We start from the raw sequence: 22374 nt of genomic DNA, 5'->3' as shown, positions 1-22374 counted from the left end.
TACAGTGACGGCCCGTTTTTGTTGCCTTGCTAACGAATTATGACGCCCCTAGAACGATATCAAGCTGATCTGAAACGCCCTGACTTCTTCCACGACGCGGCGCAGGAAACTGCCGTACGCCATTTGCAGCGCCTGTACGACGATCTGGTCGCGGCTTCGCAAAACAAGCCGGGGCTGTTGGGCAAACTGTTTGGCAAGAAGGATCAGACGCCGGTCAAGGGTCTGTATTTCTGGGGCGGCGTCGGCCGCGGCAAGACCTATCTGGTCGACACCTTTTTCGAAGCCTTGCCGTTCAAGGAAAAAACCCGCACGCACTTTCACCGTTTCATGAAGCGTGTGCACGAAGAGATGAAGACCCTGGGCGGCGAAAAGAACCCGCTGACCATCATCGCCAAGCGTTTTTCCGATGAGTCGCGGGTGATCTGCTTCGATGAATTCTTCGTCTCCGACATCACCGATGCCATGATCCTCGGCACCCTGATGGAAGAGCTGTTCCGCAACGGCGTGACCCTGGTTGCAACCTCGAACATCGTGCCCGACGGTTTGTACAAGGACGGCCTGCAGCGTGCGCGCTTCCTGCCAGCCATCGCCTTGATCAAGCAGAACACCGAGATCGTCAACGTCGACAGTGGCGTCGACTATCGCCTGCGGCACCTCGAACAAGCCGAGCTGTTCCACTTCCCGCTGGACGAAGTGGCTCAGGAAAGCCTGCGCAAGAGCTTCCGCGCCCTCACGCCGGAATGCACCCAGGCGGTGGAAAACGACGTGCTGATAATCGAGAACCGCGAAATCCGTGCCTTGCGCACCTGTGATGACGTGGCCTGGTTTGATTTCCGCGAGTTGTGCGACGGCCCGCGTAGCCAGAACGATTACATTGAGCTGGGCAAGATTTTCCACGCGGTGCTGCTCAGCGGCGTCGAGCAGATGAGTGTGACCACTGACGATATTGCCCGGCGCTTTATCAACATGGTCGACGAATTCTACGACCGCAACGTCAAGCTGATCATCTCGGCCGAGGTCGAGCTCAAGGACCTGTACACCGGCGGGCGCCTGAACTTCGAGTTCCAGCGCACCCTGAGCCGGCTGCTGGAGATGCAGTCCCACGAGTTCCTCTCGCGGGCGCACAAACCCTAGGTTGCTGCCGCATACAAGAAGGGCCTGCACATTGCAGGCCCTTTTTCATTTATGCGGCTTGTTGCTGGAACTGCTGTCGGTACTGGTTGGGCGACAGTTCGGTGTGCTGGCGGAACAGGCGGGCAAAGAAGCTCGCATCGTCGTAGCCCACCTCGTAACTGATGGTCTTGATGCTTTTGCGGGTGCCAGAGAGCAAGCCCTTGGCGGTTTCGATGCGCAGCCGTTGCAGGTAATGCAGGGGCTTGTCGCCGGTGGCGGTCTGGAAGCGGCGCATGAAGTTGCGGATGCTCATGCCGTGTTCCCGTGCCACGTCTTCGAATCGGAATTTGTCGGCGAAGTGTTCCTCGAGCCAGTGCTGAATCTGCAGGATGATCACGTCCTGATGCAGTTTCTGGCCGCCGAAGCCGATGCGCCCCGGGGCATAGTTGCGCTGCACCTCATACAGAATGTCGCGCGCCACGGCCTGGGCCACGTTGGCGCCGCAGAAGCGCTCGATCAGGTAGATGTACAAGTCGCAGGCTGAGGTGGTGCCGCCGGCGCAGTACAAGTTGTCGGCGTCGGTCAGGTGCTTGTCCTGATTGAGCTGGACCTTGGGGAAGCGTTCGCTGAAGGCATTGAAGAAGCGCCAGTAGGTGGTGGCCTCCTTGCCATCGAGCAGGCCGGCCTCGGCCAGCCAGAACACTCCGGTGGCTTCGCCGCAGAGTACGGCGCCGCGGGCGTGCTGCTGGCGCAGCCAGGGCAGGATTTGTGGGTAGCGTTGGCACAGGGATTCGAAATCATCCCAGAAGGCCGGGAGGATGATCACATCGGTATCTTCCAGGCCGCCGTCCACCGGCATGATCACATCGCTGAAACTGCATACCGGCTTGCCATCGGGGCTGACCAGGCGGGTTTCGAACGCCGGGGTCAGGCCTTGGCCAAGCTGTTTGCCATAGCGCAGGCTGGCCAAGTGGAAGAAGTCTTTGGCTTGCATGAGGGTAGAGGCGAAAACCCGGTCGATAGCCAGGATGCTGACGCGCCGCAAGGGCGTAGAGGTTTGGTTAGACATAAATTCAATTGTTCTTATAGGGGAAAGTGGTCACCAGACGGCTGGATCGTCTTATTTTTTGTCGGATGTGTCCAGTGTCCTGTGGTGAGGTCGCGGCTTAGGCTCTTTGAGCCTTATCCAATCAACAATAATCACAGGTGGCTGCATGATCCCCAGAACCTTGTTCAATTCCGACCACGAACTCTTTCGCGACAGCGTGCGCACCTTCCTGGAAAAGGAAGCCGTGCCGTTTCACGGCGAGTGGGAAAAGCAGGGCTATATCGATCGCCAGCTGTGGAACAAGGCGGGCGAGGCGGGGATGTTGTGCTCGCATATTCCCGAAGTGTACGGCGGCCTGGATGCCGACTTTCTGTACAGTGCCGTGGTTATCGAAGAGGTAGGGCGCCTGGGGCTGACGGGCATCGGTTTTTCCCTGCACTCGGATATTGTCGCGCCCTACATCCTGCATTACGGCAGTGAGGCACTGAAGCACAAATACCTGCCGAAGCTGGTCTCGGGCGAGATGGTCACGGCGATTGCCATGACTGAGCCAGGTGCGGGTTCCGACTTGCAGGGGGTGAAGACCACGGCTGTGCTGGAGGGCGATGAATATGTCATCAATGGCTCGAAGACCTTTATCACCAACGGCTTTCTCGCCGATCTGGTGATTGTGGTGGCCAAGACCGATCCCAAGGCTGGCGCCAAGGGCACCAGCCTGTTCCTGGTGGAGGCCAGCACGCCGGGTTTCTCCAAGGGCAAGCGTCTGGAGAAGGTCGGGATGAAAGCCCAGGACACCTCGGAGCTGTTCTTCCAGGATGTTCGGGTACCCAAGGAAAACCTGCTGGGCCAGGCCGGGATGGGGTTTGCCTACCTGATGCAGGAATTGCCCCAGGAGCGCCTGACGGTGGCCATCGGCGGCCTGGCCTCGGCCGAGGCGGCGCTGCAGTGGACCCTGGACTACACCCGCGAACGCAAGGCTTTCGGCAAAGCGATCGCCGACTTCCAGAACACTCGCTTCAAGCTGGCGGAGATGGCGACCGAAATTCAGATTGGCCGGGTGTTTGTCGATCGCTGCCTGGAGCTGCACCTGCAAGGCAAGCTGGATGTGCCCACGGCGGCCATGGCCAAGTACTGGGGGACCGACCTGCAGTGCAAGGTGCTCGACGAGTGCGTGCAGTTGCACGGCGGCTACGGGTTCATGTGGGAGTACCCGGTGGCCCGGGCTTGGGCCGATGCCCGGGTGCAGAGGATTTATGCCGGGACCAACGAGATCATGAAAGAGATCATCGCCCGTTCCCTTTAAGGGGCGGCCTGCCCGCGATTGGGCTGGCGCGGTCCGGCAGGCTGCCGGACGCTCCCCGTCGCAGGCAGGTGAGGCTCAAGGGGCGGGGTTTGGGTGATCCTTGTGGATCGCCTCGATCCCGGCCAGGACCTCGTCCGACAGCTTCAGCTGAAAGCTGGCGATGTTGCTGTCGAGTTGCTCAAGGGTGGTCGCGCCAATGATGTTGCTGGTCACGAATGGCTGCTGCGTGACAAAGGCCAGGGCCATTTGCGCCGGATCCAGGCCGTGTTCGCGGGCCAGGGCCACATAGCGGCTGCAGGCAGCTTCCGATTGGGCGTTGAAGTAGCGACTGAAGCGGCTGTAGAGGCTCAGGCGGCCTTTGGCAGGGCGTGCGCCATTCTCGTACTTGCCCGACAGGAAACCGAACGCCAGCGGCGAATAGGCCAACAGGCCGCACTGTTCGCGAATGGCAATTTCCGCCAGGCCTACTTCAAAGCTGCGGTTGAGCAGGTTGTACGGGTTCTGGATCGACACTGCGCGCGGCCAGCCGCGGCTTTCGGCCAGGGCCAGAAATTTCATGGTGCCCCATGGGGTTTCGTTGGACAGGCCGATATGGCGGATCTTGCCAGCCTTGACCTGTTCATCCAGGGCTTCGAGGGTTTCCTCCAGCGGGGTGAAGTCTTCATCGGCCTGGTGCTTGTAGCCGAGCTGGCCGAAAAAGTTGGTGCTGCGCTCCGGCCAGTGCAATTGATACAGGTCGATCCAGTCGGTCTGCAGGCGCTTGAGGCTGGCGTCCACCGCTTCGACGATGTGTTTGCGGTTGTGCTTGAGTTGCTTGTCGCGAATGTAGTCGATGGTGTTGCCCGGCCCGGCGATCTTGCTGGCCAGGATCCAGTCGGCGCGATCGCCGCGGGTCTTGAACCAGTTGCCGATGTAACGCTCGGTGGTGGCGTAGGTTTCGGCCTTGGGCGGTACCGGGTACATCTCGGCGGTGTCGATGAAATTGATGCCGGCGCTCTTTGCGCGTTCGATCTGGGCAAAGGCCTCGGCTTCGCTGTTCTGCTCGCCCCAGGTCATGGTTCCCAGACAGATCGCGCTCACATTCAGATCGGTTCGGCCCAGCTGTCGATAATCCATCGGGTACTCCTTTGGGGAAAACAATCATAAAAGCAGGTTGAATTTTTTTTCGCAATCTGCATAATTGCGCACCTCTTTCTGCAGTGGAAGTGATGCGCCGCCTGCCGAAGAATCTTGCCGTTGAACGGACGCGCTGACCCGAGCCCCCGATAGCGTCTGTATCCGGCTGCCTTTGACTTGTCAAAGTACGCACTATTCAGTAAGATCCGCCGTCTAATTTACAGGGCGGCCCCTGAGGCTATAAAGAATGAAAACTTTTACTGCTAAACCGGAAACAGTAAAGCGCGACTGGTTTGTCGTCGACGCTGCTGGTCAGACCCTGGGTCGTCTGGCCACCGAGATCGCGAGCCGTCTGCGTGGCAAGCACAAGCCTGAGTACACTCCTCACGTTGACACCGGCGACTACATCGTCGTTATCAATGCTGAGCAGATCCGTGTAACAGGTGCTAAAACCACCGATAAAATGTACTACTCCCACTCCGGTTTCCCGGGCGGCATCAAGTCCATCAGCTTCGATAAGCTGATCGCTAAAGCCCCTGAGCGCGTGATCGAGACTGCGGTCAAAGGCATGCTGCCTAAGAACCCGCTGGGTCGCGACATGTACCGTAAGCTGAAAGTCTATGCGGGCGCTGCTCACCCTCATACTGCTCAGCAGCCCCAAGAACTGAAGTTTTAACGGAATAGTTCATTATGTCGGCGACTCAAAATTACGGCACTGGCCGTCGCAAAACCGCAACCGCACGCGTTTTCCTGCGTCCGGGCACTGGTAACATCTCGATCAACAACCGCTCCCTGGACAACTTCTTCGGTCGCGAAACTGCCCGCATGGTAGTTCGTCAGCCGCTGGAATTGACCGAGACCGTTGAAAAGTTCGACATCTACGTCACCGTTATCGGTGGCGGTGTAAGTGGTCAAGCTGGCGCAATCCGCCACGGCATCACTCGCGCTCTGATGGACTACGACGAAACTCTGCGCGGTGCACTGCGCAAAGCTGGCTTCGTAACTCGCGACGCCCGTGAAGTTGAACGTAAGAAAGTTGGTCTGCGTAAAGCGCGTAAGCGTCCGCAGTACTCGAAGCGTTAATTCGCTCTCGCGTTCAAAAACGCCCAGTCTCCTCGCGGAGCTGGGCGTTTTTTATGGGCGCAGATTTTTGGTGTGACAACTTGCCACATCCGTAGAGGCCCTATACTACAAGGCTTGGCGCTAGGTCCGCCTAGTAATTACCTTGTCAGAGTAGGGGCTTTTCATTACCATTCGGCAAAATTTTTATAAGTTCAGATTTTTACTTAGTAGATGCCTGATTTAACAGGCCACAAAGCTGATGGGAGAGGACTGAATGAGCAATGACGGCGTGAATACAGGCCGGCGTCGCTTCCTTGTAGCAGCCACATCCGTGGTGGGTGCTGCAGGAGCGGTGGGGGCTGCGGTCCCGTTCGTGGGGTCATGGTTTCCCAGTGCCAAGGCGAAAGCCGCAGGTGCACCGGTGAAAGTGAATGTCAGCAAAATCGATCCAGGTCAGCAGATGATTGCTGAGTGGCGCGGTCAGCCGGTGTTCATTGTCCGCCGTACGCAGGAAATCCTGGGAAATCTGAAAAAGATCGAGGGTCAGCTGTCTGACCCGGACTCCAAGAATTCGGAACAGCCAACCTACGTCGACCCGGAGGTGCGCTCGATCAAGCCAGAGATTCTGCTGCTGATCGGTATCTGCACTCACCTGGGCTGTTCGCCAACCTTCCGTCCAGAGGTGGCACCTGCGGATCTGGGCAAGGACTGGGTGGGTGGCTATTTCTGCCCATGCCACGGTTCCCACTACGATCTGGCTGGCCGCGTCTACAAGTCGCAACCTGCGCCTTTGAACCTGCCAGTTCCCCCGCATTCCTATGAGTCGGACGACATCATTGTCATCGGCGTCGACACGGAGAAAGCGTGATGAGCAAGTTCATGGATTGGGTTGATGCACGCTTTCCCGCGACCAAAATGTGGGAAGACCATCTCAGCAAGTATTACGCTCCGAAGAACTTCAACTTCTTCTACTTCTTTGGCTCCCTTGCACTGTTGGTTCTGGTCAACCAGATCGTCACCGGTGTGTGGCTGACCATGAGCTACACCCCTTCGGCGGAGGAGGCGTTCGCTTCCGTTGAATACATCATGCGTGACGTGGAGTACGGCTCGATCCTGCGCCTGCTGCACTCCACCGGCGCCTCGGCGTTTTTCATCGTGGTCTACCTGCACATGTTCCGTGGGCTGCTCTACGGCTCGTACCAGAAGCCACGGGAGCTGGTATGGCTGTTCGGCATGCTGATCTACCTGGCGCTGATGGCAGAGGCCTTCATGGGCTACCTGCTGCCTTGGGGTCAGATGTCTTATTGGGGCGCCCAGGTGATCATCTCGCTGTTCGGCGCGATCCCGGTCATCGGTAACGACCTGACCCAGTGGATCCGTGGTGACTACCTGATTTCCGGTATTACCCTGAACCGCTTCTTCGCGTTGCACGTGGTGGCCTTGCCGATCGTGATTCTCGGCCTGGTGGTGCTGCACGTGCTGGCGTTGCATGAAGTCGGCTCGAACAACCCGGACGGTGTGGATATCAAGAAGCACAAGGACGAAAACGGCGTACCGTTGGACGGCATTGCCTTCCACCCGTACTACACCGTGAAAGATATCGTCGGCGTGGTGGTGTTCCTGTTCATCTTCTGCACCATCGTGTTCTTCTTCCCGGAAATGGGCGGCTATTTCCTCGAGAAGCCGAACTTCGAAGTGGCTAACGCCTTTAAGACCCCTGAGCACATTGCCCCGGTTTGGTACTTCACGCCGTTCTACGCGATTCTGCGTGCGGTGCCGGACAAGCTCCTGGGTGTCATCGCCATGGGCGCTGCGATCGCTGTTCTCTTCGTCCTGCCTTGGCTTGACCGCAGTCCGGTCAAATCCATGCGCTACAAGGGCATGCTGAGCAAGATCTGGCTGTGGGTGTTCTGCATCTCGTTCGTGATCCTGGGTGTCCTGGGTGTTCTGGCGCCGACTCCGGGTCGTACGCTGCTGTCGCAGGTATGTACGTTCCTGTACTTCGCCTACTTCATTCTGATGCCGTTCTACACCAGGCTCGAGAAGACCAAACCGGTTCCGGAAAGGGTGACTGGCTGATGAAAAAGCTATTTGCTGTACTGATTCTTGCTGCTTTGCCTATGTTGTCCTTCGCGGCCGAGCATGGTCCTGAGCTGGAAAAAGTCGATATCGACGTCTCGGACAAAGCGGCCATGCAAGACGGCGCACGTACGTTCGCCAACTACTGCATGGGCTGCCACAGCGCCAAGTTCCAACGCTATGAGCGCGTCGCGGATGACCTGGGTATCCCCCATGATCTGATGCTGAGCAACCTGGTGTTCACCGGTGCCAAAATCGGTGACCACATGAGCATCGGCATGCAGCCTTCCGATGCCAAGGCATGGTTTGGTGCGGCGCCGCCGGATCTGACCCTAGTGGCTCGTGTTCGCGGTACCGACTGGCTCTATGGCTACCTGAAATCGTTCTACGAAGATCCGGCGCGTCCTTGGGGTGTGAACAACAAGGTGTTCCCGAACGTCGGCATGCCTAACGTGCTGGTTGGCCTGCAAGGTCGCCAGGTCGTCGGCTGCAAACAGGTGCAGATTGTCGAAGACGGCAAGAAGCAATATGACCCGCTGACCGGGACCCCGCTGACTCACGAAGCCTGTGATCAACTGACCATCGTGCCGAAAACAGGTGCGCTGACAGAAGAGCAGTTCGACGAGAAGGTCAAAAACCTAGTAACCTTCCTGGCTTACTCGGCCAACCCGGTAAAACTGCAGCATCAGCGTATCGGCACTTATGTGTTGTTGTACCTGGCCTTCTTCTTCGTATTCGCCTACTTGCTCAAGCGCGAATACTGGAAGGACGTTCATTGATAAAGCTGTAAGCAACTGCTGTTAATCGTGCGCGCCCAAGGGCGTCTCTGAAGGTGTAACGGTCTGGGTCATCCAGGGGTTACGGGAGACGCCCTCTGGGCGCGCTCGTTTTTCTGCTCCCGATAATTTCAACAAGCGAGGAGGATCGCCATGGGCGTGACCAATCGGTTGGCCTGTTACTCCGACCCCGCCGACCACTATTCCCACCGAGTACGCATTGTGCTCGCAGAGAAGGGTGTCAGCGCCGAGATCATCAGTGTGGAGGCGGGCCGTCAGCCGCCGAAGCTGATCGAAGTGAACCCTTACGGGAGCTTGCCCACCCTGGTCGATCGTGACCTGGCGTTGTGGGAGTCGACCGTCGTGATGGAATATTTGGATGAGCGTTACCCGCATCCGCCTTTGCTGCCGGTTTATCCGGTGGCTCGTGCCAACAGTCGTCTGCTGATTCATCGCATTCAGCGCGATTGGTGTGGTTTGGTGGATCTGATTCTGGATTCACGCAGCAAGGAAGCGGCTCGCGTGCAGGCTCGTAAAGAGCTGCGCGAGAGCCTGACCGGGGTTTCTCCGCTGTTCGCGGACAAGCCGTTTTTCCTCAGTGAGGAACAAAGCCTGGTGGATTGCTGCCTATTACCAATACTCTGGAGGCTGCCGATCCTGGGTATTGAATTGCCGCGGCCAGCCAAGCCGCTGCTTGATTATATGGAGCGCCAGTTTGCGCGTGAGGCTTTCCAGGCGAGTCTGTCTGGTGTCGAACGCGATATGCGCTAAGGCTTAAGGAGCCGCTATGAACTCCAGTCGACCTTATCTGGTCCGCGCGCTCTATGAGTGGATTGTAGATAACGATTGCACCCCGCACATGCTGGTCAATTCCGATTACCCAGCGGTGCAGGTGCCACAAGGTTTTGCCAGTGATGGACAGATTGTCCTGAACATTTCGCCGAGTGCCGTACGTCATCTGCACATGGATAACGACGCGGTGAGTTTTGAAGGGCGCTTCGGTGGCGTGCCGCACACCCTGTACGTGCCCATAACAGCCATCCTGGGCATTTACGCTCGGGAGAATGGCCAGGGTATGGTGTTCGACCTGGAGTCGCCTCTGGATGAGGATGGCGACGACGAGATCGAAGCGGACGATGATATGCCGCCACCAGACAGCGAGCCGCCGCGCCCCAGCGGTCGGCCCAGCTTGAAAGTGGTGAAGTAATACAGCGGTAATAAAAAAGGCGATCCAGATGGATCGCCTTTTTTGTGCCTGTCGCTTATGCGTCAGTCGATGTACTCGAACACTTTCACCACTTTCTGAACCCCGGAAACGCCCTGCACCACATCGCTGGCGCGCGAGGCTTCCTGTTGGGTCAGCAGGCCCATCAGGTAGACGATGCCGTTCTCGGTGATGATCTTGATGCGCGAGTCCGGGACATTGCTGTCGGTCATCATCTGCGCCTTGATCTTGGTGGTCAGCAGCGCATCGTTGCTGATGGCCAGCAGGGTGATGGGTTGCATGACCTGCAGCTCGTTATGCACTTTCTTCACGCGCTGTACGCTGCTGGCGGCCTGTTCGGCCAGTGCCTTGAGGTCTTCGCGCGGGGTCTGCCCAACCAGCAGCACCACGCCGTTGAAGCTGGTCACGCCAATGCGCGATGCGCCGTTTTTCAGGTCTGGGGCGGCTTGGGCGACGTTGACTTCAACCTTGGTCTTGATCAGCGAGTCGTCGATCTTGCTGCCGAAGGTGCGGGTACCACGGTCGTCCTCGATGGGGGTGTCACGGCTCGCGGTGATTACCGAGCTGCACCCGCTGATACCGAGGCACAAGGTCAAAGCCAGTAGGCTAAGGCGATTAACGGTCATTCTTCACTCCCGAACAGTTGGCTGTCGATCAAGTCGCAGAGGCAGTGGATCGCCAGCAGGTGGACTTCCTGGATACGTGCGGTGACATTGGCCGGGACGCGGATTTCAACGTCTTCGGGCAGCAGCAGCGAGGCCATGCCGCCGCCGTCACGTCCGGTCATTGCTACGACAATCATTTCGCGATCATGTGCGGCCTGGATCGCCTGAATTATGTTCGCCGAGTTTCCGCTGGTGGAAATCGCCAGCAATACGTCACCGGGCTGGCCCAAGGCGCGGATCTGTTTGGAAAAGATTTCGTTGTAGCTGTAGTCGTTGGCGATCGAGGTGATTGTCGAGCTGTCAGTGGTCAGTGCTATGGCCGGCAGGCTTGGGCGCTCGCGTTCGAAACGGTTGAGCAGCTCCGAAGAGAAATGCTGGGCATCGCCAGCAGAACCGCCGTTGCCGCAGGAAAGCATTTTGCCTTCGTTGAGCAGTGCGTTGACCATCACTTGGCTGGCTTGCTCGATGTGCGGTGCAAGTACGTCCATCGCCTGTTGCTTGGTGTCGATACTGGCCTGAAAAAGCTGGCGAATTCGGGATTGCATGTCCATCTGTGTGACCTTAAGTGGCGCGGCTTTCCGGCACGTGAATGTGCAGCTCGCAAAGCAAAGAGCAAAAGTGTTGGGTGAAAATGGGCTGTGCCCGAGAGCTTGGGTCAGCTGTCAAAGGCATTGCGTAGCCAGTTCAATTCGGGTTCGGCGCCTGGGGCGCTGTCTATGGCGACCACATCAAAACGGCAGGGGTGGTTGGACCAGCGAGGCTCGCTCTGCAGAAAGAACTGCGCGGCGAGTATCAGTTTTTGCCGCTTGCGCGCATCGATACTGCCGAGTGCGCCACCCCATTGCGTGTGTTGTCTGTAGCGGACTTCGACGAATACTACTGTATCGCCGTCAAGCATGACCAGATCAAGCTCGCCGCGTTTGCACAACCAGTTCTGCGCCAGCAGGCGCAGCCCTTGTTGCTGGAGATGCCTGAGCGCATGGCTCTCTGCATCTCGTCCGCTTTGCTGGCGTGATCGTTGGAGCATTAGCGTGGAGTATCGGGCAGGCGGGTAACCTGGCCTTTTACAAATTGTGCCCAGGGAAGCTGGCGTTCGACTCGCTGGTTGGGGCTCATGCTCAGGCTGCCGCTGTAACCTTCGATTCTGCTGTCTGGCAGTGCCTTGAGTTGACCCAGGCGAGGTGCCAGGCGATAGGCGTCTACGCCCAGGGCGAACAGGCGTCCCAGGCTGCCGCCTGCTTGTGGCCATTGTGCGGTCACTTGTTTGCGCAGCGGATCGTTGGCGTCCAGCAGCCACGGAGTTTCACAGAACAATACGCCGTTCATGTCGTTGTACTGATCCTGATCGCCGCTGGCGCTGAAAACCTGCGAGGTGGCATACACCGGCACATCGCCTGCGTATTGGAAGTTCAGCGTAGGTTTGATCTGTTGGGCCTGCAGTGGGGTGGCATCGAGGAAGATAAACTCGATGTCCTGGCGCCGCGACGGCTGTGCTGCCACCTGAGTGCCTACGGTATTTTGCAGGCTCTTGGCGCGGCCTTCACTTTGGCGCAGGTGAAACAGGTCAGCGATCTGCTGGGCCAGGGCGACAGGTTTGTCGACGCGTTCGACGCCGACCACTGTGCCGCCGTTGGCTTCCCAGTCCTGGCGGAAGGCTTTGAGCATACGCTCGCCGCGATCGCCTTTCGAAATCATGATGGCGGCACGATGCAGGCCGTCAGCACGGGCGCGGCGCGAAGCTTCGCGTGCTTCATCTTCGGGGGCCAGGCCAAACTGGAACATCTGAGCCGGGGCCTGCTCGCCATCGTTGTAGTTCAGGGCCAGGGTGGTGATGGGCAATTGCGGGCGGGCAGCCAGTTGCTTGACTTGCTGTTTGTCCAGCGGGCCGATCACCAGTTGCACGCCTGCCGCCTGGGCTTTGCGGTAGAAGTCATCCAGCGAGGTCTGGCGCGAGCTGTCATAGAACTCGATGCTTGGCGGATTTTGCCCAGCTTGTTGAGCCTGGTAGTGGGCAGCCATGAAGCCTTCGCGCAGCGCCTTGGCAGAGGCGGCCCAGGGGCCATCCAGCGGCAGCAGCAGGGCAATCTTCGACAGCGGTTGGCTGGCCAGTTCCTTGAGCTTGATCAGGGGTTGCGGCAATTGAATTGCGGCGGGGTGTTTCGGGTTCTGCGCGCGCCAGGTATCGATGGCGGCTTGCTGTTGCTCCAGGGTGCCGGCGGATTTGACGGCCAGGGCCAGGCTCATCCACCCGGCGAGGTCGTCATTGCCGGCGGATTGCAACTGGTCGGTTGGCAGGGCGGCGATCAGTGCCCAGATGGCTTCATGGTTTTTACTGGCCGCCTCTCCGGTGAGCAGGGGAGCAATCACGACACGCTCGCGGGCGGCGGCAAGTGTCTGGCCGTCAGCTTCGAATGCGCGAGCATGTACGGTGCCGGTGCGAACCTGCTGATCGGCTGGCAATTCGCCGAGGCGTTGCAGGCTTGGATGGCTCAGGGCTGCCAGGGCGGCCTTGGGCTGGTTGCGGGTCATCGCGAGTTCTGCTGCCAAGGTGCTGGCAAAGACCTGCTGTCCCGGTTTGAGTTGTTCGATAGGCACTTGCTGAAGAATCTGTGCCGAACGGCCGGCGTTGCCCTGGCGATAGGCCAGGTCGGCAGCACTCAGGCGCAGAAGGGCGGCCTTGTCGGGTGATTTGCTGTTGGCGGCCTGTTCGAGCAGTTGCTCGATGCTGGCGTCCGGAGTCCGTGGAAGTTCGCCAAGGCTGGACGAGGGCGAGCTGGCGCAAGCCACCAGAAGGGTAGCCAGGCAGAGGGCAGTAAACAGCCGCAAGCAAGCGATCATGTAAGTGTTCCCGATACTCGATCAAATTAGCCTGGAATTGTACCCAAGCGCTGGCCGGGGCGCGATGTTACTGGCGATAAACCGGCTATTTAGGTCGTGCAAATGTTGCAGTGCTCCAGAAACGACGCAAAAGGACTGGGTAATGCCGGGATTGTCAGGCGCATTACACAGGCATCTACGCGCTACAATGGCGCTTTTGCCGAACAAGAGGTGTGCGCTTTGACTGCTCCAGGTCCTTTGAATTCCGCTGCTGGCTCGCTTTATGTGGTGGCGACGCCCATCGGCAACCTGGACGACATCAGTGCCCGGGCGCTGAAGCTGCTGCGCGAGGTTGCCCTGATTGCGGCCGAAGACACCCGGCACTCGCTGCGACTGCTGCAGCACTTCGGTATTTCCACGCCGTTGGCGGCGTGTCATGAACACAATGAGCGTGACGAGGGCAGTCGCTTTATCACCCGTTTGCTGGCGGGCGATAACGTGGCGCTCATTTCCGATGCTGGCACGCCGCTCATCTCCGACCCGGGGTATCACCTGGTACGCCAGGCGCGAGCAGCGGGGATCAACGTGGTGCCAGTTCCGGGAGCCTGTGCTCTGATTGCTGCGCTCTCCGCGGCCGGGCTGCCCTCCGACAGGTTTATCTTCGAGGGTTTTCTGCCGGCCAAGGCCGTGGGGCGTCGCGCCCGGTTGGAGCTGTTAAAGGAGGAGCCAAGAACTCTGATCTTTTATGAAGCGCCCCATCGGATTCTTGAATGCCTGCAGGATATGGAGCTGGTCTTCGGTGCCGAGCGGCCTGCATTGCTGGCGCGGGAACTGACCAAAACCTTCGAAACCCTCAAGGGGTTGCCGCTGGCCGAGCTGCGTGGTTTTGTCGAGGCTGACAGTAATCAGCAGCGCGGGGAGTGCGTTGTGCTGGTGGCGGGTTGGACGGTACCTGAAAGTGCCGAGGCTATCAGTGCAGAGGCCATGCGAGTTCTCGACCTGCTGCTCAAGGAGATGCCACTCAAGCGAGCCGCCGCGCTGGCCGCGGAAATCACCGGCGAGCGCAAGAATGTGCTGTACCAAATTGCCCTGGATAAACAGAAGGGCGAATAAACACCGGTGCAGAGTGGCAAAAGGCTTTTAGCGCTTGTTCTTCGGCTTCTCTGCCGTTAACCTGCGCGGCGGAGAGTCGATTGGACAGTCGCTGCCCTCTATGAAAATTAGGGGGGGGAGGAAAGTCCGGGCTCCATAGGGCGGAGTGCCAGGTAATGCCTGGGGGGCGTGAGCCTACGGAAAGTGCCACAGAAAATAACCGCCTAAGCACTTCGGTGCCGGTAAGGGTGAAAAGGTGCGGTAAGAGCGCACCGCACGTCTGGCAACAGTTCGTGGCTAGGTAAACCCCACTCGGAGCAAGACCAAATAGGGTTCCAAGGCGTGGCCCGCGCTGGAACCGGGTAGGTTGCTAAAGATGTCCAGTGATGGCCATCGTAGAGGAATGACTGTCCTCGACAGAACCCGGCTTACAGATCGACTCTCCACCTTTTCCCTCCCTGCTGGAATCACTGGCAGAAGCGCTTTTGTAATACCGAAAAAATCTTACTCTTAACAAATCACTTTAACTTCTGAGTGCAGCGCATTGAGCTGCTTCAAGTTAATGGGTCAAAACCTCATCCAAATTCTCGTTGCCCCTTCTTTTAGTCTCCTAAATCTCCGTTCTATAAGGCTTTTCCGTCGCTCCGCGCCTTGACGGTGTGGTGGGCGCATTCCTATAGTGTGCGCAAGTGGCGGAAAGTGGCATGAAGTGGGTTTTTTGGGCGTAAAACGCTAAAATTTGGAGAAACGCTGACGTGTTTCGCGGAGCTAACGCTATCAGTCTCGATGCAAAAGGCCGTCTCGCCATGCCGAGCCGGTATCGTGACGAGCTTGAATCGCGAAGTTCCGGGCAGTTAATCGTCACGATCGACGCCGTTGATCCCTGTTTATGTGTTTACCCACTCGACGAGTGGGAGCTGATTGAAACCAAACTGCGCGCACTGCCTTCGCTTCGCGAAGAAAACCGTCGTTTGCAACGTTTGCTGATTGGTAATGCCGTCGACCTTGAGCTCGATGGCAGCGGTCGTTTCCTGGTGCCGCCTCGTCTGCGTGAGTATGCCAAGTTGGATAAGCGCGCGATGTTGGTTGGCCAGCTGAACAAGTTCCAATTGTGGGACGAGGATGCCTGGAATGCTGTTTCTGCAGCGGACCTGGCTGCTATTCAACAACCGGGCTCTATGCCTGATGAACTGCGTGATTTGATCCTGTGACTATTGATAGCGGCTTTAACCACATCACCGTACTGCTGGACGAAGCCGTCGAGGCCCTCGCCGTACGTCCTGATGGCTGCTATCTGGACGGCACGTTCGGACGTGGCGGACATAGCCGGCTGATTCTCAGCAAGCTCGGGCCGGATGGTCGGCTCCTCGGGTTCGATAAGGATCCCCAAGCGATTGCCACCGGGCAAGCGCTAGCGGCCGAAGACGGCCGCTTTGTCGTTGTGCAGCGCAGCTTTGCCGAGCTGGGTTCGGAAGTCGCCGAGCGCGGCCTGGCAGGCAAGGTCAGCGGCGTGCTGCTGGATCTTGGCGTGTCTTCGCCGCAGTTGGACGACCCTGAGCGCGGCTTCAGTTTCCTCAATGATGGCCCGTTGGACATGCGCATGGACCCGACTCGTGGCGTCAGCGCTGCGCAGTTCATCGCCACGGCGCCGGTTGAAGAAATCGCCCGTGTATTCAAGGAATACGGCGAAGAACGCTTTTCCGGTCGCATGGCGCGCGCCGTGGTCGAACGTCGTGAAATCCAGCCATTCGAGCGCACTGCCGACCTGGCCGAAGTCTTGAAAGTCGCCAACCCGGCGTGGGAAAAGGGCAAGAACCCGGCCACCCGCGCTTTCCAGGGTTTGCGCATTCACGTCAATAACGAACTGGGCGACCTGGAAGCCGGCCTCGAGGCGGCGCTGGAGTCTCTTGAAGTGGGCGGTCGCCTGGTAGTGATCAGTTTCCACTCGCTGGAAGACCGTATCGTCAAATTGTTCATGCGCCGCCTGGTGAAGGGTGAAACCGATAACCTGCCACGTAACCTGCCGGTGCGTTTCGAAGCCTTCGTGCCCAAGATCAAGGTCCATGGCAAGGCGCAATTCGCTTCCGAGGCTGAACTCAAAGCCAATCCGCGTGCCCGCAGTGCGGTCATGCGCGTGGCGGAGAAGCTCCGTTGAGCAAGCTCTTCGCTAAACCGCTCCCGGGCGGGAGCTTTTTCATGCTCCTGCTATTTATCGGGGTGCTGGTCTCCGCTATCGCTGTCTCTTACAGCGCGCATTGGAACCGTCAGTTGCTCAACTCGCTGTACGGTGAACTGAGCGTGCGCGACAAGGCCCAGGCTGAATGGGGCCGGTTGATTCTCGAGCAAAGTACCTGGACGGCCCATAGCCGCATTGAAGTGCTGGCCACCGAACAGTTGAAGATGCACATCCCCGGTGCTGCTGAAGTGCGGATGGTGGCGCCATGATGAAACTCGAGGGCGCGCTCTACCCATGGCGTTTCCGAGTGGTCCTGGGGCTGCTGGCGGTGATGGTGTCGGCAATCGCCTGGCGCATTGTCGACCTGCAGGTGGTCGACCGTGATTTCCTCAAGGGCCAGGGCGATGCGCGCAGCGTCCGGCATATTCCGATTCCCGCCCACCGTGGTTTGATCACCGACCGCAACGGTGAGCCTCTGGCTGTCAGTACGCCAGTCACCACCCTCTGGGCCAACGCCAAGGAAATGCAGGCGGCCAAGGACAAGTGGCCGGCATTGGCTGCAGCCCTGGGCCAGGATCCAAAAGCCCTGTCCGAGCGCCTCGAAGCGCAGGCCAATAAAGAGTTCATTTACCTGGTGCGTGGCTTGACGCCTGAGCAGGGCCAAGTCGTGCTGGACCTTAAAGTGCCGGGGGTCTACGGCATCGAAGAGTTCCGCCGGTTTTATCCGGCCGGTGAAGTCACTGCGCATATGGTCGGGTTTACCGACATCGACGATCGCGGTCGTGAAGGTGTCGAGCTCGCCTATGACGAATGGCTGGCCGGGGTCGCCGGCAAACGACAGGTCATCAAGGATCGGCGTGGCAGGCTGATCAAGGATGTCCAGGTCACCAAAAACGCCAAGGCCGGCAAGCCCTTGGCGTTGTCGATTGATCTGCGCCTGCAATACCTGGCCAACCGCGAACTGCGCAATGCCATCGTCGAGAACGGCGCCAAGGCTGGCAGCCTGGTGATCATGGACGTCAAGACCGGCGAGATCCTGGCCATGGTCAACCAGCCGACGTACAACCCGAACAACCGCCGCAACCTGCAGCCGGCGATGATGCGCAACCGCGCCATGATCGACGTATTCGAACCCGGCTCGACCATGAAGGCGATCTCCATGAGTGCGGCCCTGGAAACCGGTCGCTGGAAGCCCAGCGATACCGTCGAGGTTTACCCCGGTACGTTGCAGTTGGGCAAATACACCATTCGCGACGTTTCCAAGACTGAAGGCCCGGTGCTCGATCTGACCGGGATTCTGATCAATTCCAGTAACGTGGGCATGAGTAAGGTCGCCTTCGATATCGGCGGCGAAACCATTTTCCGCCTGGCGCAGAAGATCGGTCTCGGCCAGGACACCGGCCTCGGCTTCCCGGGTGAGCGTGTCGGCAACCTGCCGAACTACCGCGAATGGCGCAAGGCCGAGACGGCCACGCTGTCTTACGGCTACGGCCTGTCGGTGACCGCGATCCAACTGGTTCACGCGTTCTCGGCGCTGGCCAACAACGGTCGAATCGCACCGCTGACCCTGATCAAAACTGACAAGGCACCGGACACCACCCAGGTGATTCCGGAAAATGTCGCCAAAACCATGCAAGGCATGTTGCAGCAAGTGATCGAGGCCCCGCGCGGCGTGTTCCGTGCCCAGGTCCCGGCTTATCACGTCGCGGGCAAGAGTGGTACGGCACGTAAGACATCGGTTGGCACCAAGGGCTATGCCGAAAACTCCTACCGCTCGCTGTTTGCCGGCTTTGGTCCGATGAGCGACCCGCGCTACGCGATCGTGGTGGTGATTGATGAACCGAGCAAGGCCGGCTACTTCGGTGGCCTGGTCTCGGCGCCGGTGTTCAGCAAAGTGATGTCCGGCACCCTGCGCCTGATGAACATCACCCCGGACAACTTGCCCCCTACCCAGCAAGCCGATGCAGCACCTGCCAAAGGAGGGCGCGGCTGATGTCTCTTAGCCTGAACAAGATTTTTGCCCATGCCGGTCGCGACCTGTTGATCCGTGAGTTGTCGCTGGACAGCCGCAACGTACGTGCCGGGGATCTGTTCCTCGCCGTGCCGGGCGGGAAATTCGACGGGCGCGAGCACATTGCCGACGCGTTAAAGCGTGGTGCAGCTGCCGTGGCCTATGAAGTGGAAGGCGCCACCGTGTTGCCGATCACCGATGTGCCGCTGATTCCGGTCAAGGGCCTGGCGGCGCAGTTGTCGGATATTGCCGGGCGCTTTTACGGCGATCCGAGCCGCCACCTGAACCTGATTGGGGTCACCGGGACCAACGGCAAGACCAGCGTTACCCAGTTGGTGGCTCAGGCTCTGGACCTGCTGGGTCAGCACTGCGGGATTGTCGGTACCCTGGGCAGCGGCTTTTATGGTGCGCTGCAAAGCGGCATGCACACCACGCCCAACCCTATTGCCGTGCAGGCGACGTTGGCCGACCTGAAAAAGGCCGGTGCCAAGGCGGTAGCCATGGAGGTTTCTTCCCATGGCCTGGACCAGGGGCGGGTTACCGCGCTGGCGTTTGACGTGGCGGTGTTGACCAACCTGTCCCGCGATCATCTGGATTATCACGGCACCATGCAGGCGTATGGCGAGGCCAAGGCCAAGCTCTTCGGCTGGTCCGACCTGCGTTGCCGGGTGATCAACCTCGACGATGAGTTCGGTCGGCAACTGGCGATTGAAAAACACGACTCGCGATTGATCACCTACAGCCTTGAAGACAGCTCGGCGTACCTGTACTGCCGAGACGCGCAGTTCGACGACGACGGCGTACGCGCAACCCTGGTCACCCCGCAAGGCGAGCACCATTTGCGCAGCACCCTGCTTGGGCGCTTCAACTTGAGCAACGTACTGGCTGCGGTCGGTGCCTTGCTCGGCCTGGATTATGCGTTGGACGAAATCCTGCGCGTGCTGCCCAAGCTTGAGGGCCCGATCGGACGTTTGCAGCGCCTGGGTGGCGGCACCCAGCCGCTGGTCGTGGTCGATTACGCCCATACCCCGGATGCCCTGGAAAAAGTCCTGCTGGCCCTGCGCCCGCACGCCAAGGGACGACTGCTGTGCCTGTTCGGTTGCGGCGGCGATCGCGATCGCGGCAAGCGTCCGCTGATGGCGCAAGTGGTCGAGCGCCTGGCCGATGGTGTACTGGTGACCGACGACAATCCGCGTACCGAAGACCCGGCGCTGATCTTCGACGATATCCGGGCCGGCTTCAGTGCGGTGGATAAGGTCGATTTCGTCGCGGGACGTGGACAGGCCATTGCCAAGTTGATCGCCAGTGCTTCGGCGGACGACGTGGTGGTCCTGGCCGGCAAGGGCCATGAGGACTATCAGGAAATCAAGGGCGAGCGCCATGACTTCTCCGATCTGGTCGAGGCTGACAGGGCGTTGACTGCATGGGAGGTGGCCCATGCTTAAGGCTCTGAAACTCAGTGAGTTGAGCTCCGCACTCAATGCGCGCCTGGTTGCTGCGGATTGCAGTTTTGATGGCGTCAGTATCGACAGCCGGGCGATCAAGCCGGGGCAGCTCTTTATTGCCTTGACCGGTCCGCGGTTCGACGGCCATGACTACCTGAACGATGTTGCGAGCAAAGGTGCAGTCGGCGCACTGGTCGAACGCGAGGTGCCTGACAGCACCTTGCCGCAGTTGCTGGTCAGCGATACGCGCCTCGCACTGGGGCAGTTGGGGGCACTCAACCGTGCGGCCTTCGATAAACCGGTGGTGGCCATTACCGGCTCCAGCGGCAAGACCACGGTCAAGGAAATGCTGGCCAGTATCCTGCGCACCCGCGGGCCCGTGCTGGCGACCCGTGGCAACTTGAATAACGACCTCGGCGCTCCGCTGACCCTGCTGGAACTGGCCCCGGAACACACGGCGGCGGTGATCGAACTGGGGGCTTCGCGGATTGGCGAGATTGCCTACACCGTGGCCATGACCCAGCCTCAGGTGGCCGTGATCAATAACGCCGGGACGGCCCACGTTGGTGAATTCGGCGGCCCGGAAAAAATCGTTGAAGCCAAGGGCGAGATTCTGCAAGGGCTCGATGCTTCCGGCATCGCCGTGCTCAACCTCGACGACAAGGCATTCCCGATCTGGAAGGCCCGCGCCGGTAATCACCAGGTGCTGAGCTTCGCCCTGAACAATAGCGCCGCCGACCTGCACGCCAGTGATGTAGCCCTGGATGCCCGCGGTTGCCCGGCCTTCACCCTGCACAGTCCCAAGGGGCAGGAGCGGGTGCAATTGAATCTGTTGGGCACGCACAACGTGGCCAATGCCCTGGCCGCCGCCGCCGCCGCGCATGCCCTGGATATTTCCCTGTTTGGCATCGCCACCGGCTTGAATGCGGTGCAGCCGGTCAAGGGCCGTACCGTCGCGCAATTGGCGAAAATCGGTATGCGGGTCATTGATGACACTTACAACGCAAACCCCACCTCGATGTGCGCCGCCGTTGATATACTCGCCGGCTTTTCCGGCCGCACCGTCCTGGTGCTCGGAGACATCGGCGAGTTGGGCGAGTGGGCGGAGCAGGGGCACCGTGATGTAGGGGCATACGCTGCCGGCAAAGTGTCGGCCCTCTACGCGGTCGGGCCGCTGATGGCGCATGCCGTCTCCGCCTTCGGTGAGCACGCTCGCCACTTCGCCAGCCAGGCCGATCTGATTGCGGCACTGAACGTCGAGCAAGACCCAAATACCACCATTTTGATCAAGGGATCGCGCAGCGCGGTGATGGAAAACATCGTCGCGGCTTTGTGCGGTTCAAGTACGGAGAAACATTAATGCTGCTGCTGCTGGCTGAGTATCTGCAACAGTTCCACAAAGGCTTCGCGGTCTTTCAGTACCTGACCCTGCGCGGGATCCTGGGTGTGCTGACCGCGCTGTCGTTGTCGCTGTTCCTGGGGCCATGGATGATCCGGACCCTGCAAAGCCTGCAGATCGGCCAGTCGGTGCGCAATGACGGCCCGCAGTCGCATTTGTCCAAGTCCGGCACCCCGACCATGGGTGGCGCGCTGATCCTGTCGGCCATCGGTATCAGCACCCTGCTGTGGGCCGACCTGCATAACCGCTATGTATGGGTGGTGCTGATCGTGACCCTGCTGTTCGGCGCGGTGGGCTGGGTCGACGACTACCGCAAGGTGATCGAGAAGAATTCTAAGGGGCTGCCAAGCCGCTGGAAGTATTTCTGGCAATCGGTGTTCGGCCTGGGCGCGGCGATTTTCCTGTATGTCACGGCACCGAGTGCGGTGGAAACCACGCTGATCCTGCCGATGCTCAAAGACATCAGCATCCCGCTGGGCGCCGGTTTTGTGGTCCTGACCTATTTCGTGATCGTCGGTTCGAGCAACGCGGTCAACCTGACCGATGGCCTCGATGGCCTGGCAATCATGCCGACCGTCATGGTCGGCGGCGCGTTGGGCATTTTCTGCTACCTGTCGGGTAACGTGAAATTCGCCGAATACCTGCTGATTCCCTACGTGCCGGGCGCCGGTGAGTTGATTGTGTTCTGCGGTGCGTTGATCGGTGCGGGCCTGGGCTTCCTCTGGTTCAACACCTACCCCGCACAAGTCTTCATGGGCGACGTCGGCGCACTGGCGCTGGGCGCGGCCCTGGGCACCATCGCCGTGATCGTCCGCCAGGAAATCGTCCTGTTCATCATGGGCGGCGTGTTCGTGATGGAAACCCTGTCGGTGGTGATCCAGGTTGCTTCTTTCAAACTGACCGGTCGCCGCGTATTCCGCATGGCGCCGATTCACCACCACTTTGAACTCAAGGGCTGGCCCGAGCCGCGCGTGATCGTCCGTTTCTGGATCATCACCGTGATTCTCGTGTTGATCGGCCTTGCCACCCTGAAGCTGAGGTAGAACG

23 protein-coding genes and 1 other RNA gene are annotated in these 22374 nt (G+C 59.4%); 18 read left to right on the top strand and 6 right to left on the bottom strand.

Features of this window, described 5'->3' with window-relative positions; all coding sequences use genetic code 11:
- Window positions 1-39 precede the first annotated feature (39 nt).
- Window positions 40-1134, top strand: a complete 1095-nt coding sequence (gene zapE / locus MF4836_RS24235; RefSeq protein ID WP_020297569.1) for a cell division protein ZapE — start codon at window positions 40-42, stop codon at window positions 1132-1134.
- 49 nt (window positions 1135-1183) lie between these two features.
- On the opposite strand, the gene MF4836_RS24230 is transcribed toward zapE, so the two are convergent.
- The gene (locus tag MF4836_RS24230; RefSeq protein ID WP_177326784.1) at window positions 1184-2083 is read right to left on the bottom strand and encodes a GlxA family transcriptional regulator; all 900 of its coding nucleotides are present in this window, start codon (window positions 2081-2083) and stop codon (window positions 1184-1186) included.
- 244 nt (window positions 2084-2327) lie between these two features.
- Here MF4836_RS24230 and MF4836_RS24225 point away from each other — a divergent pair, with 244 nt between their 5' ends.
- Complete coding sequence (locus tag MF4836_RS24225) at window positions 2328-3464, top strand: acyl-CoA dehydrogenase family protein (protein ID WP_078472406.1); 1137 nt, start codon at window positions 2328-2330, stop codon at window positions 3462-3464.
- A 75-nt stretch (window positions 3465-3539) separates the two neighbouring features.
- Here the strand turns inward: MF4836_RS24225 and MF4836_RS24220 are convergent, their stop codons facing one another.
- The gene (locus MF4836_RS24220) at window positions 3540-4580 is read right to left on the bottom strand and encodes an NADP(H)-dependent aldo-keto reductase (RefSeq protein ID WP_020297566.1); all 1041 of its coding nucleotides are present in this window, start codon (window positions 4578-4580) and stop codon (window positions 3540-3542) included.
- Window positions 4581-4827: 247 nt separating this feature from the next.
- On the opposite strand from MF4836_RS24220, the gene rplM reads away from it, so the two are divergent.
- The 7 genes from rplM (at window position 4828) to MF4836_RS24185 (ending at window position 9704) form a co-directional block, all read left to right on the top strand.
- Window positions 4828-5256, top strand: coding sequence for a 50S ribosomal protein L13 (gene rplM / locus MF4836_RS24215; RefSeq protein WP_020297565.1), 429 nt, complete (start codon window positions 4828-4830; stop codon window positions 5254-5256).
- Window positions 5257-5270: 14 nt separating this feature from the next.
- A complete protein-coding gene (rpsI, locus tag MF4836_RS24210) occupies window positions 5271-5663 on the top strand; it encodes a 30S ribosomal protein S9 (RefSeq protein ID WP_003205364.1) in 393 nt (130 codons plus the stop codon).
- Window positions 5664-5916: 253 nt separating this feature from the next.
- Complete coding sequence (petA, locus tag MF4836_RS24205) at window positions 5917-6510, top strand: ubiquinol-cytochrome c reductase iron-sulfur subunit (RefSeq protein ID WP_020297564.1); 594 nt, start codon at window positions 5917-5919, stop codon at window positions 6508-6510.
- Window positions 6510-7721 carry a cytochrome b gene (locus MF4836_RS24200; protein ID WP_020297563.1) on the top strand — a complete coding sequence of 404 codons (1212 nt, stop codon included), beginning with the start codon at window positions 6510-6512 and terminating at the stop codon, window positions 7719-7721. The genes petA and MF4836_RS24200 overlap by 1 nt, the downstream gene beginning before the upstream one ends.
- Window positions 7721-8500, top strand: coding sequence for a cytochrome c1 (locus MF4836_RS24195; protein WP_020297562.1), 780 nt, complete (start codon window positions 7721-7723; stop codon window positions 8498-8500). The genes MF4836_RS24200 and MF4836_RS24195 overlap by 1 nt, the downstream gene beginning before the upstream one ends.
- 150 nt (window positions 8501-8650) lie before the next feature.
- The gene (locus MF4836_RS24190; protein WP_020297561.1) at window positions 8651-9268 is read left to right on the top strand and encodes a glutathione S-transferase N-terminal domain-containing protein; all 618 of its coding nucleotides are present in this window, start codon (window positions 8651-8653) and stop codon (window positions 9266-9268) included.
- 16 nt (window positions 9269-9284) lie between these two features.
- Window positions 9285-9704, top strand: a complete 420-nt coding sequence (locus tag MF4836_RS24185) for a ClpXP protease specificity-enhancing factor (protein WP_078472405.1) — start codon at window positions 9285-9287, stop codon at window positions 9702-9704.
- 62 nt (window positions 9705-9766) lie between these two features.
- Here MF4836_RS24185 and MF4836_RS24180 read toward each other — a convergent pair whose 3' ends face one another.
- The 4 genes from MF4836_RS24180 to MF4836_RS24165 form a co-directional block, all read right to left on the bottom strand.
- The gene (locus MF4836_RS24180; RefSeq protein WP_078472404.1) at window positions 9767-10348 is read right to left on the bottom strand and encodes a BON domain-containing protein; all 582 of its coding nucleotides are present in this window, start codon (window positions 10346-10348) and stop codon (window positions 9767-9769) included.
- The gene (locus tag MF4836_RS24175) at window positions 10345-10938 is read right to left on the bottom strand and encodes a phosphoheptose isomerase (protein ID WP_020297558.1); all 594 of its coding nucleotides are present in this window, start codon (window positions 10936-10938) and stop codon (window positions 10345-10347) included. The genes MF4836_RS24180 and MF4836_RS24175 overlap by 4 nt, the downstream gene beginning before the upstream one ends.
- A gap of 104 nt (window positions 10939-11042) precedes the next feature.
- On the bottom strand, window positions 11043-11414 hold the full coding sequence (locus MF4836_RS24170) for a YraN family protein (protein WP_020297557.1): 372 nt from the start codon (window positions 11412-11414) through the stop codon (window positions 11043-11045).
- Window positions 11414-13225 (bottom strand): penicillin-binding protein activator, encoded by a 1812-nt coding sequence (locus MF4836_RS24165; RefSeq protein ID WP_078472403.1) that lies wholly within the window; start codon window positions 13223-13225, stop codon window positions 11414-11416. The genes MF4836_RS24170 and MF4836_RS24165 overlap by 1 nt, the downstream gene beginning before the upstream one ends.
- Before the next feature lie 219 nt (window positions 13226-13444).
- Here MF4836_RS24165 and rsmI point away from each other — a divergent pair, with 219 nt between their 5' ends.
- From rsmI to mraY, 9 genes are all read left to right on the top strand, one after another.
- Window positions 13445-14317, top strand: coding sequence for a 16S rRNA (cytidine(1402)-2'-O)-methyltransferase (rsmI, locus tag MF4836_RS24160; RefSeq protein WP_078472402.1), 873 nt, complete (start codon window positions 13445-13447; stop codon window positions 14315-14317).
- A gap of 72 nt (window positions 14318-14389) precedes the next feature.
- Window positions 14390-14743, top strand: an RNA gene (gene rnpB, locus MF4836_RS24155) — RNase P RNA component class A.
- Window positions 14744-15051: 308 nt separating this feature from the next.
- Window positions 15052-15507 (top strand): division/cell wall cluster transcriptional repressor MraZ, encoded by a 456-nt coding sequence (gene mraZ / locus MF4836_RS24150; RefSeq protein WP_020297554.1) that lies wholly within the window; start codon window positions 15052-15054, stop codon window positions 15505-15507.
- The gene (gene rsmH / locus MF4836_RS24145; RefSeq protein ID WP_020297553.1) at window positions 15504-16451 is read left to right on the top strand and encodes a 16S rRNA (cytosine(1402)-N(4))-methyltransferase RsmH; all 948 of its coding nucleotides are present in this window, start codon (window positions 15504-15506) and stop codon (window positions 16449-16451) included. Before mraZ ends, rsmH begins: the two co-directional genes overlap by 4 nt.
- The gene (gene ftsL, locus MF4836_RS24140) at window positions 16448-16741 is read left to right on the top strand and encodes a cell division protein FtsL (RefSeq protein WP_078472401.1); all 294 of its coding nucleotides are present in this window, start codon (window positions 16448-16450) and stop codon (window positions 16739-16741) included. Before rsmH ends, ftsL begins: the two co-directional genes overlap by 4 nt.
- Complete coding sequence (locus MF4836_RS24135) at window positions 16741-18465, top strand: peptidoglycan D,D-transpeptidase FtsI family protein (RefSeq protein WP_178102983.1); 1725 nt, start codon at window positions 16741-16743, stop codon at window positions 18463-18465. The genes ftsL and MF4836_RS24135 overlap by 1 nt, the downstream gene beginning before the upstream one ends.
- Window positions 18465-19928, top strand: a complete 1464-nt coding sequence (locus MF4836_RS24130; protein ID WP_078472399.1) for a UDP-N-acetylmuramoyl-L-alanyl-D-glutamate--2,6-diaminopimelate ligase — start codon at window positions 18465-18467, stop codon at window positions 19926-19928. Before MF4836_RS24135 ends, MF4836_RS24130 begins: the two co-directional genes overlap by 1 nt.
- Complete coding sequence (locus MF4836_RS24125; protein WP_078472398.1) at window positions 19921-21288, top strand: UDP-N-acetylmuramoyl-tripeptide--D-alanyl-D-alanine ligase; 1368 nt, start codon at window positions 19921-19923, stop codon at window positions 21286-21288. The genes MF4836_RS24130 and MF4836_RS24125 overlap by 8 nt, the downstream gene beginning before the upstream one ends.
- Window positions 21288-22370 (top strand): phospho-N-acetylmuramoyl-pentapeptide-transferase, encoded by a 1083-nt coding sequence (gene mraY, locus MF4836_RS24120; protein ID WP_020297548.1) that lies wholly within the window; start codon window positions 21288-21290, stop codon window positions 22368-22370. The genes MF4836_RS24125 and mraY overlap by 1 nt, the downstream gene beginning before the upstream one ends.
- Window positions 22371-22374: the final 4 nt, after the last annotated feature.

This window comes from Pseudomonas sp. MF4836 (assembly GCF_002018875.1).
Taxonomy (GTDB): Bacteria; Pseudomonadota; Gammaproteobacteria; order Pseudomonadales; family Pseudomonadaceae; genus Aquipseudomonas.
This window is presented reverse-complemented; position numbering and strand designations above follow the sequence as displayed.